13 protein-coding genes and 1 tRNA gene are annotated in these 13,499 nt (G+C 70.7%); 8 read left to right on the top strand and 6 right to left on the bottom strand.

What is annotated here, in order from left to right:
- Window positions 1-4: 4 nt before the first annotated feature.
- Entirely contained in the window at window positions 5-448 is a 444-nt protein-coding gene (locus IE290_RS14120) for a pyridoxamine 5'-phosphate oxidase family protein (RefSeq protein ID WP_191244981.1), read from the bottom strand.
- A 327-nt stretch (window positions 449-775) separates the two neighbouring features.
- The gene (locus IE290_RS14115; RefSeq protein ID WP_191244980.1) at window positions 776-1,315 is read right to left on the bottom strand and encodes a TetR/AcrR family transcriptional regulator; all 540 of its coding nucleotides are present in this window, start codon (window positions 1,313-1,315) and stop codon (window positions 776-778) included.
- Between the two features lie 155 nt (window positions 1,316-1,470).
- Between IE290_RS14115 and IE290_RS14110 the strand changes: the two genes are divergently transcribed.
- From IE290_RS14110 to IE290_RS14100, 3 genes are all read left to right on the top strand, one after another.
- Window positions 1,471-1,854, top strand: a complete 384-nt coding sequence (locus IE290_RS14110; RefSeq protein ID WP_191244979.1) for a DUF5360 family protein — start codon at window positions 1,471-1,473, stop codon at window positions 1,852-1,854.
- 101 nt (window positions 1,855-1,955) lie between these two features.
- Window positions 1,956-3,008: a nitronate monooxygenase gene (locus tag IE290_RS14105; protein WP_191244978.1), complete on the top strand. Its 1,053-nt coding sequence runs from the start codon at window positions 1,956-1,958 to the stop codon at window positions 3,006-3,008.
- Window positions 3,009-3,065: 57 nt separating this feature from the next.
- Window positions 3,066-3,137: transfer RNA gene (locus IE290_RS14100), tRNA-Val, on the top strand.
- 157 nt (window positions 3,138-3,294) lie between these two features.
- Here IE290_RS14100 and IE290_RS14095 read toward each other — a convergent pair.
- Window positions 3,295-3,744 (bottom strand): hypothetical protein, encoded by a 450-nt coding sequence (locus IE290_RS14095; RefSeq protein WP_191244977.1) that lies wholly within the window; start codon window positions 3,742-3,744, stop codon window positions 3,295-3,297.
- Between the two features lie 379 nt (window positions 3,745-4,123).
- On the opposite strand from IE290_RS14095, the gene IE290_RS14090 reads away from it, so the two are divergent.
- Window positions 4,124-4,945: an HTD2 family dehydratase gene (locus IE290_RS14090; protein ID WP_191244976.1), complete on the top strand. Its 822-nt coding sequence runs from the start codon at window positions 4,124-4,126 to the stop codon at window positions 4,943-4,945.
- Window positions 4,945-5,733, top strand: coding sequence for an HpcH/HpaI aldolase/citrate lyase family protein (locus tag IE290_RS14085; protein ID WP_191244975.1), 789 nt, complete (start codon window positions 4,945-4,947; stop codon window positions 5,731-5,733). Before IE290_RS14090 ends, IE290_RS14085 begins: the two co-directional genes overlap by 1 nt.
- A gap of 45 nt (window positions 5,734-5,778) precedes the next feature.
- Here the strand turns inward: IE290_RS14085 and IE290_RS14080 are convergent, their stop codons facing one another.
- On the bottom strand, window positions 5,779-6,951 hold the full coding sequence (locus IE290_RS14080) for a CaiB/BaiF CoA transferase family protein (protein WP_191244974.1): 1,173 nt from the start codon (window positions 6,949-6,951) through the stop codon (window positions 5,779-5,781).
- A gap of 427 nt (window positions 6,952-7,378) precedes the next feature.
- Here IE290_RS14080 and IE290_RS14075 point away from each other — a divergent pair, with 427 nt between their 5' ends.
- Both IE290_RS14075 and IE290_RS14070 read left to right on the top strand, forming a co-directional pair.
- Entirely contained in the window at window positions 7,379-8,803 is a 1,425-nt protein-coding gene (locus tag IE290_RS14075; protein WP_191244973.1) for an MmgE/PrpD family protein, read from the top strand.
- Window positions 8,804-8,869: 66 nt separating this feature from the next.
- Entirely contained in the window at window positions 8,870-10,264 is a 1,395-nt protein-coding gene (locus IE290_RS14070; RefSeq protein WP_191244972.1) for an MmgE/PrpD family protein, read from the top strand.
- A 48-nt stretch (window positions 10,265-10,312) separates the two neighbouring features.
- Here the strand turns inward: IE290_RS14070 and IE290_RS14065 are convergent, their stop codons facing one another.
- Window positions 10,313-11,536 carry a CoA transferase gene (locus tag IE290_RS14065; protein ID WP_229874468.1) on the bottom strand — a complete coding sequence of 408 codons (1,224 nt, stop codon included), beginning with the start codon at window positions 11,534-11,536 and terminating at the stop codon, window positions 10,313-10,315.
- Window positions 11,537-11,624: 88 nt separating this feature from the next.
- Entirely contained in the window at window positions 11,625-12,488 is an 864-nt protein-coding gene (locus IE290_RS14060; protein ID WP_191244971.1) for an alpha/beta fold hydrolase, read from the bottom strand.
- Between the two features lie 137 nt (window positions 12,489-12,625).
- On the opposite strand from IE290_RS14060, the gene IE290_RS14055 reads away from it, so the two are divergent.
- On the top strand, window positions 12,626-13,492 hold the full coding sequence (locus IE290_RS14055) for a helix-turn-helix domain-containing protein (RefSeq protein ID WP_191244970.1): 867 nt from the start codon (window positions 12,626-12,628) through the stop codon (window positions 13,490-13,492).
- Window positions 13,493-13,499: the final 7 nt, after the last annotated feature.

Raw genomic sequence — 13,499 nt, 5'->3', positions numbered from 1 at the left:
CCGGTCAGGCGGTGCCGGTGATCCGGGCCGCCTCGACGAACACCGCGCACCGCCGCTCTTCGGCCATCACCCGGTCGTAGGTGTCCCAGTCGTCGTGGGTGCCGCCGGCCGCGGTGAAGATGTCGCGCAGCAGGCGGGGCAGGCCGGCCGGGTCGAAGCCCGCGTCCGGGTGGTCCGGGCCGATCAGCCGCGCCGGGCCCTGCACCGCGGCCCACACCCAGCCGCGGCGGAACACGATCGTGGCGTTGCCGCGGTCGCGCAGCAGCTCCAGCTTCTTCGCCCTGCCGTGCGCCACGAACGCGACCGCCGGACGGCCGGACACCGGATCGTCGAGGACCCCGGCGTTGACGACCGAAGCGTGCACCGTGCCGTCCGCCCGCGCGACCGCGACGGTGGCGAGACCGGTTTCCTGGGCGGCGAGCGAGCGGACGGCGTCGAGGTTCGTCATGGGGTCAAGCTAGCGCCGCGCGCGCCGCCGGAACAGCGCGCCGGCGATCGGCACCGCGACCAGGGTGATCCCACCCGACCACACCAGCGCCGGCCACACCGAGTACTCGGCGGGGCGCCCCGCAGCAGGTTCCGGACGCTGTCCACCACCAGCGTCGCCGGCTGGTGCTCCACGACCGCGCGCAGCCCGCCCGGCATCGAGCTCGGCGGCACGAACGCGCTGCTCAGGTACGGCACGAAGACCAGTGCCATGCGCGCGGCATGTGATCACCGAGCGAACGGCGCCCCACGGAGTCGTGAAGGGTCTGCCTTGTCAGTTCTTCATCGTTCAGGTGTCGTGGTTTTGGATCAGTGTTCGAAGGCGCTCTATGACCTGCTGGCGGGCTTTGCCCCGCGCGGGCGCAAGGTCGAGGGTGTCGGCAAGCCAGAGGCCGTCGACGGCGAAGCGTATGGTCGTGGCGACGTCGCTCGCCAGGCCGTCATCGTTCAGCCGGTGCTGCCAGCGTTGGTAGCGATCGCGGAGCGTTTCGAGTGCTCGTGGGTTGACGACTGCGGCCGCCAGTAGCGCGATCACGGGCTGTGAGGCCGGCCCTCCCTGCTGTTCGGCTGAACGCAGATAGGCCAGTGTCGCCGCTCCTGGCTCATCCCCAGCGGTGGCGATCAACTCGTCGAACGAGGCAACGTACCGCGCGATCAGCCCCTCGATGAGCAGTTCCTTGGACGCGAAGTGGTAGAAGAGGCCGCCCTTGCTCACGCCGGCCTCGCGAGCGACCGCCGCGATCGTCACCGCGTCTCCGCCATCACGTACCAGCACGCGCTCGGTCGCGTCCAGCACGCGATCGCGTGCGGATCGGGCTTGATCGACCACTGCGTCACCTCTCCGATCGACTCTCCCACTACTGTACCGGACGTCCGGTACAGTACGGTGGTCAGCGTGCACGGGGGGTTCTCATTCGACGTGATCAGGTGCCGAGGTCTTCGCCGGGCTCTCCAGATCAACGAACGCCTCATCGGAGGGACACCGTGAAAACTCGCAAGGTCTTTCTCGTCATCACGGATCTCGGTCTCGTCGTCTATTGGACGCTCACCGCTTGCGGCATCATCTCGGTCGGTGAGGGAGAGTGGCTCAAGGCGTGGAACTGGTCGTTCTTCCCGCTCGACCTGTTGGCGATCATCGCCGGACTGACATGGTCACTCCTGCCGAAGCAGCACAAATGGGCGACCCCGACGTACGCGACCGCACTCGCGTTCACCCACGCGGCGGGACTCATGGCGATCAGCTTCTTCGTCCTCTACGCCACCTGGGATGCCTCGTGGTGGCTGGTCAACCTCTGGCTCGTACTCATGCCCCTCGGCCTCGCGATCGCCTCCATGCGAAAGCGGGCAGGGCAGCCAACTACCGCCTGAGCGAAGCCAAGGCCTCTTCGGTCCGGCCTCAGTTCGGGGTGCAGCGCCTGCTGGACGGGCTCGAGGCGTACGCGCGCGGCCGGAAACCCTAGGGTGGGGGCATGTTCGAAGAGTTGCGTGTCCCCGTCCTGGTGGCGCCGATGGCCGGTGGGCCGACGACGCCGGAACTGGTCGCCGCGGTGGCCGAGGCCGGCGGCTCCGGGTTCCTCGCTGCCGGGTACCTGACCGCGGACGCGCTCCGTGAGCGGATCACCCGGACGCGGGAGCTGACGGACCGGCCGTTCGGGGTCAACCTGTTCGTGCCCGGTGCGGAGTCCGGTGTGGACCTCGCGCCCTACGTGCGGCGGATCGAGGAGGAGGCGCGGCACTACGAGGTCGAGCCCGGCGACCCGCGCTGGGAGGACGACGACTACCCGGCGAAAGTCGATCTCCTGGTGATGCAGGGGATCCCGTTCGTGTCGTTCACGTTCGGGCTTCCGTCCACTGAGGACGTGCGGCGGCTGCAGGGGGCTGGCTCGCGAGTGATCGTGACGGTCACCACTCCGGAGGAGGCCGTGCGGGCGGCCGAGATCGGTGCGGACGCGCTGTGCGTGCAGGGGTTCGAGGCGGGCGCGCACCGCGGGTTGTTCGTCGACGACCCGGAGCACCCGGCCGGGGGAGAGGTGTACGGGCTGCTGGCGTTGCTGCGGCTGGTCGGGACCGCGGTCGACCTGCCGCTGATCGCCGCGGGCGGTCTGGTGCACGGCGCGGACGTGGCCGCCGTGCTGGCCGCCGGGGCCGACGCGGCGCAGCTGGGCACCGCGTTCCTGCGCGCCGACGAGGCCGGGACGCAGCTCGCGCACCGCAAGGCGCTGGCCGAGGGCGGGCGGGTCACCGCGATCACGCGGGCGTTCAGCGGCCGCCCGGCGCGGGGCCTGGTGAACCGGTTCCTGACCGAGCACTCGCCGTACGCGCCGTCGGCGTATCCCCAGGTGCACCACCTGACCAAGCCGGTGCGGGCGGCCGCGCACGCCGCCGGCGATCCGGAGGGCGTGAACCTGTGGGGCGGGCAGACGTACTCGGTCGCGCCGGAGGGCCCGGCGGCGGAGATCGTGGCCCGCCTGCAGGCCGAAGCGAACGCGGCGCGGGACCGCGTGACCCGGCGACTGGGGTAGGTGCACTGGGGTAGGTGCACGGGGGCCGGCCGGGATCCGCTAGGATTTCGGCACACCGGGCGATTAGCTCAGGGGGAGAGCGCTTCGTTCACACCGAAGAGGTCACTGGTTCGATCCCAGTATCGCCCACCGGATGTTTCAGCTGTTCAGACGGCCTGTCGACGATCATCGTCGGCGGGCCGTCGGTGTTTGCGGGGAGCAGGTGGGAGCCTGGCGAAGGGGTGACCCGCGGCCTGCTCCCAGCGTCGTTGCAGAGCGGTCAGCGTCGACTCGACCATGACGTCAGTCAGAGGTCATCTGTGACCGGCGAGTTCCAGCTGCCCCGCACTTCGTGCAGGGCGCCGAAGTCGGGGTCGATTTCGATGCGCGGGTCCTCGTCGGGGTAGGTGCAGCTCCACTGCAGCCCGGCCCAGCGCATCGACTTCGTCGGTGCCGGCGTGGGTTCGTCCGCGCCGATCAACGCGTTTCTCGTCCCCGCGGATCGTCGTGGCTGAGCCGGTCGGTGAGGAAGGTCGCCCAGGAGCGCCATCACGCTCGATGCGCTCGCGCACCATCGCGTCGTCCCCGTCGCTGATTTCCAGTCCGGCGGGTCGTCCAGCGGCAGCGAGGGATGGTTGACCACAGGCGCGATGACGGCCGGTTCGAATGTCATGGGGAGCGCGAAGTGGCCGGTGAAACACAGCCCGATCGCTCCCACGCCAGGCCCGCCGCACTCGGCCAGCGCCGTCCTGGCCAAGCCTCGAAGCCAGGTTGTGGGCGGATCCACGCTCCACTAGCGAGGGTATAAAATATTTCTAAAGGGATGAGGCAAGCGAGGGGCAAACCCGCCGACGCGGCCGGAGCCGAACTCCCACCGGTTGACGCAGTAATCGTGGACGAGTGCGCCGGCGGGCCCGCGACCCGGGCGTCCGAGACCACTTGTGACGGGTCTAACTACTCCACCTGAATTCCGGAGAATAGGGTTGAGCCACCGAGACGCGACAGCGAGCGTGCCGTGAGTGGCTCCGACACGACCGATGTGGACTCCGCTCGGCGGCGCTCGGGAACGATCCGGCCGGGACACGCCGTCGTCCGCCATCTCTCGTCAACTGTCACAAGATCCGATGAGGAAGGTCATGTCGTCAGCAGACATCGTCGAACGCACCGAGCTCCTGCTACCCGGGCCCGCATTGGCGCTGGGCGCGCTGCTCGACGTCCCGGTTCCCGACCTCGACGGCGGTGAGGGGTTGCCGCCGCTGTGGCACTGGCTGTACCTGCTGGAACGGCCCGCGCAGGCCGATCTGGGACCGGACGGGCACCCGGCGCGCAACTGTGTCCCGGCGCCCCCCGGGCCGGGTCGCCGCCGGATGTGGGCCGGTGGCCGGGTTCGTACTCGAGGGGCACTGCGGTGCGGCGTGCCCGCGACGCGGCGCACCCGGGTGCTGTCGGTTCAGGACAAGCAGGGCCGGACGGGGCCGCTCACGTTCGTCGTCGTCGAGCACCTGATCGAGCAGGACGGCCGGATCGTGGTGGACGAGCAGCAGGACATCGTCTATCGGCCGGCGACCTCGGGTGCCGCGTCCGAGACGGAAGAGGGGGAGGTGGTTCCTCCCGGGCCCGGTGAGTGGGCGATCGAGGTGTCGCCGACGTTGCTGTTCCGCTTCTCGGCGCTGACCTACAACGCGCACCGCATCCACTACGACCGGGACTACGCCCGCGACACCGAGGGCTATCCCGGGCTGCTGACCCACGGCCCGCTCCAGGCGCTGGCGATGGCCGAAGTCGCGCGTGCCGCCGGCTGCGGCGGCGACCTGGTGTTCGACTACCGTCTGGTCTCGCCCCTGTTCGACCACCAGGGGATGGTGGCCGGCGCGGTGCCGGAGGGGGACCGGACCACCACTTCGGTGCGGGACATCTACGGCCGCCGGACGGCGACTGGAACGGTCCGGAGCGCCTGATGCTGACAAGTGCGAGGAGTTTCCTGTTCGTGCCCGGCCACCGGCCGGACCGGTTCGCCAAGGCTGCCGCCTCCGGTGCCGACGTGGTCGTGCTGGACCTGGAGGACGCCGTCGGTCCCGAGAGCAAGGCGGAAGCCCGGGAGCACGTCCGGTCCTGGCTGGCGGATGGGCATGAGGCCGTGGTCCGGATCAACGGATCCGGAACGCCGTGGTTCTCCGACGACCTCACCGCGGTCGCGGGGCGGGCTCGCGCCGTGATGGTGCCCAAGGCCGAGGACCGGGCGGTGCTGAACCTGGTCGCGGACCGGTCGGGTACCGAAGTGATCCCGCTGATCGAGACGGCGACGGGGGTGTTGCTCGCCGCCGAGGTGTGTGCCGCGGACCCGGTCGTGCGGCCCGCGTTCGGCAGCATCGATCTGGCGGCGCAGATCGGTGTCGACCACCGCTCGCACGCCGCGCTGCGGCACGCGCGGTCGGCGGTGGTGCTCGCCGCCGCGGCGGCCGGACGCGGCGCCCCGATCGACGGGGTCACCACCGCCCTGGACGACGAGGCAGTGCTGCGCGCCGACCTGGAGCACGCGATCGAGCTCGGGTTCACCGGCAAGCTCTGCATCCACCCCCGCCAGGCGGGCCCGGTGAACGCCGCCTTCACCCCGACGGAAGCCGAGATCCGGTGGGCCGAGGAGGTGCTGGCTTCGGTGACCGACGGGTCGGTCGCCGTCCACAACGGTCAGATGGTGGACCGTCCGGTGATCCTGCGCGCCCAGGCGATCCTGGCCCGGGCGTAGCCGCAGGGGCGAGCATCGAGGAAGCCCTCGATGCTCGCCCCGCCCTCAGGACTCCACGTACAACACGCCGGCCGCGACGAGCTCGTCGATCTCGGCGTCGTCACAGATCTCGGACGCGACCTCGCGGCTGTGCTGCCCGACGCGGGGGGCGTCGCCACCACGCTCCGGGCGGGCCCCCTCGAACCGCCAGGGAGGCCGGACCAGCGATACGCCGTTCCGCTCCGGCTCGATCAGATCGAGCCATTTCACCTGCGGGTGCTCGATGTAGCCGGACATGGTCAGCACCGGCGCGAACGGGACGTCGTACTCGGTGAGCCGCTTCTCCCACTCGTCCTTCGGTTTCGTGGCGAACTCGGCCTCCACGATCTTCACCAGCTCGAAGTAGTTCCGCTCGCGGTGGCGGAACTCGGCGAACCGCGGGTCCTCGGGGAGGTCCGGCCGGCTCATCGCGGCGCACAGCGACCGCCAGAACTTCTGCGACGACGACAGGTGGAGCGCGAGGAACTCGCCCGAGGCGGTCTTGACGCAGAAGTTCTGGGCCTGCGGATGCCTGCTCTGCCGGTCCGGGTCGGTCCCGGTCTCGAAGTACTGCGTGATGGCGTCGGTGGTCAGCGTGCTGACCGCCTCCATGATCGAGGTCTCGACGTGTTGTCCGGTGCCCGATGAAGCGCGACCGACCAGGGCGGCGAGCACGCCGGTCGCGGTGGCGAGGCCGGTGACGAGGTCGGCGCAGAGCCCGCCCGCGAGCTGGTAGTTCCCGGCATCGCTGAACAGGGAGTAGAGGCCCCCGAAGGCGTGGCCGATCGTGTCGTAGGCCGGGCGTGAGGCGAGCGGCCCGCCGCTGCCGAACCCGGTCACCGATCCGTAGACCAGGTCCGGCCGCAGGGCGCGGCAGTCGTCCGGCCCGAGCCCGAGCGCGGCCAGCTTGCCGGGCCGCATGTTCTCCAGGACCACGTCGAACCGTGGGATCAGCTTCTTCACCAGCGCCACACCCTCCGGGCGCTTCAGGTCGACGGCCAGGCTGCGCTTGCCCGCGTTCACCTGGATGAAGTACACGCTGCGGTTGTTGTCCCGGCGCCGGAAGTCCTCACCGTCTCCCGGTTTCTCGACCTTGACGACCTCGGCTCCCAGCGCGCACAGGAGTGAGGTGCCGTAGGGAAGGGAGATGTACCCGCCGATCTCCAGGATCCTGATGCCCGTGAGCGGCTTGTGCTGCATGGTGGACCTCGCTCCGATGAGAAGTACGCTCGTCAGCAATACTAAGTAAAATATATTTCAGCGACAAGGGTGGCCACCCTGCGCCGCCGCCGCGGTGTGCGACGCGGGTCGTCGGCGAGCTCCCGTGGGGAAGCCCTGCCGGGGATCCCTGCCGGGGAGCCCCACCGGGAAGTCCCACTGGGAGCCCCACCGGGTAGTCCCGCTGGGGAGCCCCGCTGGGGAGCCCTGTCGGGGAGCCCTGCCGGGGAGCCCTGCCGGGGAGCCCTGCGGGGGCCTTGGCGTCATCCTGAGTCGTCCCGGGCGAGCTCCGCCGGGGAACTTCTCGCCATCGTGAGCCGGCTCGTGGATCCGCCGGCGGCCGCCATCCCTTGACAGTCACCCCGGGTTGAGTTTACATAAAATATATTAATGTGAGAACGGAGAAGCGATGTCCCAGACCCTCGTCGAGCGCCTGGCCGAGTTCAGCAGCCGCAGCGGGTTCGCGGCCCTGCCGGACGACGTGGTCGAGGAGTGCAAGCGGATCCTGCTGGACTCGCTCGGATGCGCGCTGGCCGCGGTGGCCGAACCCGGTGCGCGCAAGGCCATCGAGTTCGCGTCGCTGCTCGGCGGCGCGAGCGGCGACGCCACGCTGATCGGTACCGCCGACAAGGTCTCGATCTTCGGCGCCGCGTTCGCCAACGCCGACCTCGTCAACGCCCTCGACATGGACGCCGTCGTCCCGCCGGGTCACGTCACCCCGTACGTGGTGCCCGGTGCCCTGGCCGTGGCCGAAGCGGGCCACCGGCCGGGGAAGGACCTGATCGCGGCACTGGCTGTGGCGCACGAGATGTCGTACCGGATCGGCAAGGCGACCGACTACCTGCGCGACATCAAGGACGGCGAGGTCACGATCCCGCCGGTCTACGGGTACAGCAGCACGGTGTTCGGCGCGACCGCCGCGGTCGCGATGGTGAAGGGACTGTCCGAGGAGACGCTGGCCCACGCACTGGGCATCGCGGCCAGCACCGCCCCGGTCAACGCCATGCGGGCGTGGATGATGCACACGCCGAGCACGACGATCAAGTACATGCTCGCGGGGACCCTCCCGCAGACGGCGCTGACCGCCGCGCACCTGGCCGAGTTCGGGCACCGCGGCGATCTGCGGATCCTCGACGACGCGGAGTTCGGCTGGCCGCGCTTCATCGGCACCACCCGCTGGGAACCCGAGCGGATCACTGCCGATCTGGGCAGCGACTGGAAGTTCGTCACCGAACAGGCCTACAAACCGTACCCGCACTGCCGGATCCTGCACGCCCCGCTCGACGCGCTGCGCGAGATCGTCGAGACCCACGACCTCGCGCCGGAGGAGATCGACTCCATCAAGACGTGGGGGGAGCCGTTCGTGCAGCAGCCCGTGTGGCTCAACCGCACGATCGCCGAACCCCGGGACGCCGAGTTCAGCATCGCGCACGGGCTCGCGGTGGGGGCGCACCGGGTACCGCCGGGCAGGGACTGGCTGGACCCGGAACTGGTGCACAGCCGGTCGGTCCTCGAGCTGATGGAGAAGGTGTCCTACGAGCCGCACGCGGACTACGTGTCGGCGATCAGCGGCCACCCCGCGGCGCGCCCGTCCCGGGTCGAGGTGACCGCGCGCGGGAAGACGTTCGTCGGGGAGCGCAGCTACCCCAAGGGCGTGCCGTCGCCCGACCCCGCCACGCGGATGACGACCGAGGACCTGGTCGCCAAGTTCCGGCACAACGCCGACGGCGTCCTGCCCGAATCGAACGTGGCGGCCGTGGTCGACGCGGTCCTCGGACTGGAGGCGGTGGCGGACGTCAGCACGCTCATGGACTGCGTGCGCCCGCCCCGGTAGCTGTTCCACACATCGGTACGTCACCGCACCAGCGCGTGGTGCGTTGCGAAGGAAAGTGAGAAGCCCATGCCGGAAGCCCCGCCGCTCGAAGCAGCCGTGGTGCACCTGGTCGACGAGCTGCGCTACGAAACACTCCCGGCCGAAGTGGTCCGCGGCGCGCGGCGGCTCCTGCAGGACCAGCTGGCTGTTCAGGTGGGTTGCGCCGCGTTGCCCTGGAGCCAGACGGTCCTGCGGCTCACGCGGGCGTCGCACGCGCCCGGGTCGGCCCGGGTGACCGTCGCCGGTGACCGGATGAGTGCCGCCGACGCGGCGTTCGTCAACGCCTCGTTCGGCCACGGCTTCGAGTACGACGACGCCCACCGCGCGAGCTCGAGCCACCCCGGCAGCTGCGTGGTCCCCACCGCGCTGGCCGTGGGGGAGGAGATCGGCGCGACGATGCGCGAGGTGCTGCTGGGCATCGTCGCCGGGTACGAGGTCTACACCCGGCTCGGTGTGCTCGCCGCGCCGGATCTGCTGGAGCGCGGGTTCCACCCGCACGCGGTGCTCTCCGCGTTCGGTGCCGCCGCCGTGGTCGCGAAGATGCGCGGTTTCGACCGCGAACGGATCCACCACGCGTTGTCGATCGCGATGAGCCACTGCGCCGGAACCACCGAATACACCTCGTCCGGTGGGTCCGTGAAGCGGGTGCACGCCGGCATCGGTACCCGCAACGGCATCCGCTCGGCGGAGATGGCCGAGGCGGGCATCACCGGTCCCGCGGAGTTCCTCAGCGGTGGCAAGGGCTTCTACCGCACTTTCCTCGGGCGTTCCGCGGGGGAGGACGCCGCCGCCGCGTTCGCCCCGGGCCGGCCGTTCGAGATCACCCGCATCTGGATCAAGCCGTACTGCTGCTGCGGCATCAACCACGCCTACATCGACGGCGCGCGCCGGCTGGCGGACCGCGCCGCGGAGATCGACACCGTCGAACTGGGGATCCAAGCCGGCGGGAACATCATCGTCGGCAACCGCAACGCGCACGCGTACTCCCCGCAGTCGATCGAGAACCTGCAGTACAGCCTGCCGTTCCAGTTCGCCCTCGCGGTGCTCGGCCGGGGCAACGGCTTCACCACCCACCACGACTTCCTGGCCGGACGACTCGACCTGTCCGACGGCAGCGAGGTGGACAAGCTCGCCCGGCGCGTCCACATCACCCCGCGGCCGGAGCTCGATGCGGCCCACCGCGGCAAGTGGGTCGCCGACATCACCGTCACCTACACCGACGGCACCCGGGAGAACCTGTTCGTCGACAGCCCGCTCGGCACGGCCGAGAACCCGATGTCGCAGCACGACCTCGACGCCAAGTTCCGGGATCTCACGCTGTCGGCCCTGGGAGCTGAGCGCAGCGCAGCGCTGCTGCGGGCCATCGTCGAGGACGATCCGGCGATGCCCGCGGCGACGCTGGCCGCACTGTTGATCGCCTGACCCGCCCGGCCGGGGCCCGTCCTCACGCCGGGCCGGGCCCCGGCCGTCTCAGGCGCCGCGCGGTTCGATGACGCCTTCGCGGACCAGCCGGTCGATGTCGCGCTCGTCCAGCCCGATCTCCTCGCGCAGCAGCTCGTGGGTGTGCTCGCCGACCGCGGGCGCGGGCACCGCCGGCGCCCGGTTGTCACCGACGACCAGCGGCGATCCAGGAGCGAGGTGGCGCCCCACGCCCGGCTGGTCCAGCTCGTTGAACAGGGGGTTGTCGCGCAGGAGGCCGGAGGAGGCGAGTTCGGTGAAGGTGCGGAACCGCGACCAGACGACGCGGGTCTCGCTCAAGGCGGCTGCCACCTCCGCGTAGGGGCGCGTCGCGAACCAGTCGCCCAGCACCGCCGCCAGGAGGTGCCGATGGCGGTACCGGTCGCCCTCGTCGTCGAAATCGGCCGACCGAGAGGTCTCGATCGCCTTGATCACCTCGGCGGATTCGGTCATGGCGACCAGGTCGCGCCAGTGCCGCGGGGTGAGCGCGACGACCATGACCCGGATGCCGTCCGCGGTGAGGAAGTCCTTGCCGAAGGTGCCGTAGACGAAGTTGCCGTCCGGCTCGCGTGCTTCGCCGGTGATCTGGGCCTGGGCGAGGTAACCCAGGTTGCCCGTGACGCCGAGGGCGACGTCTTCCAGCGCGACGCGCACGTTCTGCGGCCGGCCGGTCCGCGCGTGTTCGCGGACCGCGCTGAGCAGGCCGACCGCCAGGTACAGCCCGGCCGCGACGTCCCAGGCCGGCAGCAGGTGGTTCACCGGCGAGTCGCCGCCCGCGGGGCCGGTGGCCAGCGGGAACCCGCACTCGGCGTTCACGGTGTAGTCGACGGCCGAACCACCGTCCTGGCGACCGGTGAGCAGGACGTGGATGAGATCGGGACGTCGCGCGCGCAGATCCGCCGGTGACACGACCCGTTCGGAGTTCGTGAGCACGATTCCACGTTCGGCCGCCAGACGGGCGACGAGATCCTTGCCTGCCGGTGCGGACAGGTTCACCGCGATCGCCCGCTTGCCCTTGTTCAGGCCCGTCCAGTAGAGGCTCGTGCCGGTCGGCGCCAACGGCAGCCGGGTCCGGTCGGCCGCACCGCCGAGCGGCTCCACCCGGATCACGTCGGCGCCCAGCTGGGCGAGCGTCATCCCGCACAGGGGCGTCGCCACGTAGCTCGACAGTTCCACTATCCGCAGTCCGGCGAGCGGGGCGGGGTTCGGGGTGCTGCTCGGGTTCGCTGCGCTCACTGCGGTGACCTCGCGTTCGGGTGCAGGACTGAGGGTGACGGCCTGCCATACTATATATTATGTATCAAAGCGCGGAAAGGTCGGCCGACTACGGCACCCGCTTGGCGAGGAATTCGCACAGGCGCGCGGTGAAGACGTCGTTGTCGTCGCCCGCGATCATGTGTCCCGCGGCGACCTCGACGAGCTCGGCCGAGGGGATCAGCTCGAGCAGTTCGGCCGCCGCGGCCGGCGGCACGATGTCCGAGTGCCGGCCCCGGACGAGGAGTGTGGGGATGGTGACGTGCCGGGCGGCCTGCGTCAGGCGCGTTTCGTCGGAGTTGCGGGCGTCCGCGGCGAAGGTGAGGAAACCGGGATCCCAGTGCCAGTACCAGCGGCCGTCCGCGCGCCGGCGGAGGTTCTTCCGGAGGCCGTCGAGATTGCGGCGGGTGCCCCGGCGTGGCCGGTACGCGTCGACCGCGGCCGCGGCCTCGTCGAGCGAGCCGAACCCGTTCGGCGCGCTCTCCAGGAACCTGCGCACTCGTGCCTGGCCGGTCCGGTCGACCCGGTGGGTGATGTCCACCAGCACCAGGCCGGCGAGCAACCCGGGGCTTTCGCCCTCGGCCGCCAGCGCGGTCCGGCCACCCAGCGAGGCGCCGACGACCACCGGCGGCGCGCCCAGCTGGTCCACGACGGCGTGCAGATCGGCGACGAAATCGTCCAGCCCGTACGCGCCGGCGGGGGACCATTCGCTGTCGCCGTGGCCGCGTGCGTCCATGGCGATGGCCGGCCAGCCCTCGGCGGCGAGTCGCTCCGCCGTCCGGCTCCAGGACCGCCGGGTCTGTCCGCCGCCGGGCAGCAGGAGCACCGTCCGCCGCTCGGCACCCGAGGGCGCCCAGCGATCGGCGGCCAGCGTGACGCCCTGGTGTCCGGCGAACCGCACGTGCTCGCGTCGAACGGTTTCCCCTGGTGTCACCGCCGCCTCCCGTGTGTCGACTTCACTCGGATGATACCAAAAATATTAAGTATTCCTGGGTCTGTTGAGTGTGACAGTCGAACGGGGGAGAGGTTCTTCCCTCCCGTGGCGCCCTGGCATCCGCCACACTGGACGACATGCCACGGAATCCTCGGGCGAGCCAGCTGGGCGAGTTCCTCAAAGCGCGCCGTGCGGACCTGACGCCGCGGGCGGTGGGGCTGCCCGCCGGCGGCAACCGCCGGGTGCGGGGACTGCGCCGTGAGGAGGTCGCACACCTGGCGTCGATCAGCGTCGACTACTACAGCCGGCTCGAGCAGGGCCGGATACAGGCTTCGGTGCCGGTGCTGGACGCCCTCGGGCGCGTACTGCAGCTGGGTGACGACGAGCGCGCCTACATGTTCGAACTCGCCGGCAAGGAAGCGGCCCGGCCGCGCCGCCGCAGTGCGCAGAAGGTGGAGCCCCAGCTGCGGCGCCTGCTCGAGGACCTGCCCACCACGCCGGCGGTGGTCCTCGGTCGCCGGATGGACATCCTGGCCTGGAACCCGATGGCGGCCGCCCTGGTCATGGACTTCTCGAGCATCCCCGCGAAACGGCGCAACTACCTGCGCCTGGTGTTCACCGAACCGTCCCTGCGGGCGCTGTACCCGCGGTGGGAGGACGTCGCGTCCATGTGCGTCGCACAGGTGCGCATGGAGGCCGCGCGGCATCCGAACGACCCGCAGCTCGCCGAGCTCGTCGGTGAACTCGCGGTGCGGGACGAACAGTTCCGCCGGTGGTGGGCCGGGCACCACGTGACCACGCGGACGGTGGGCACGAAGCTCATGCGCCACCCGGTGGCCGGTGAGCTCACCCTGGACTGGGACACGCTGACCTGCACGACCGACCCCGACCAGCAACTCGTCGTCTGGACGGCCGAACCCGGCACACCGTCACACGACGGCTTGCGGATCCTGGCGTCCTGGGCCGCGGACGCGCGGCACCTCACGGCCGGGCGTCCGGAGTGACCCACCG

The sequence above is a fragment of the Amycolatopsis deserti genome (assembly GCF_014653945.1).
Classification (GTDB): Bacteria; Actinomycetota; Actinomycetes; order Mycobacteriales; family Pseudonocardiaceae; genus Amycolatopsis_E; species Amycolatopsis_E deserti.
This window is presented reverse-complemented; position numbering and strand designations above follow the sequence as displayed.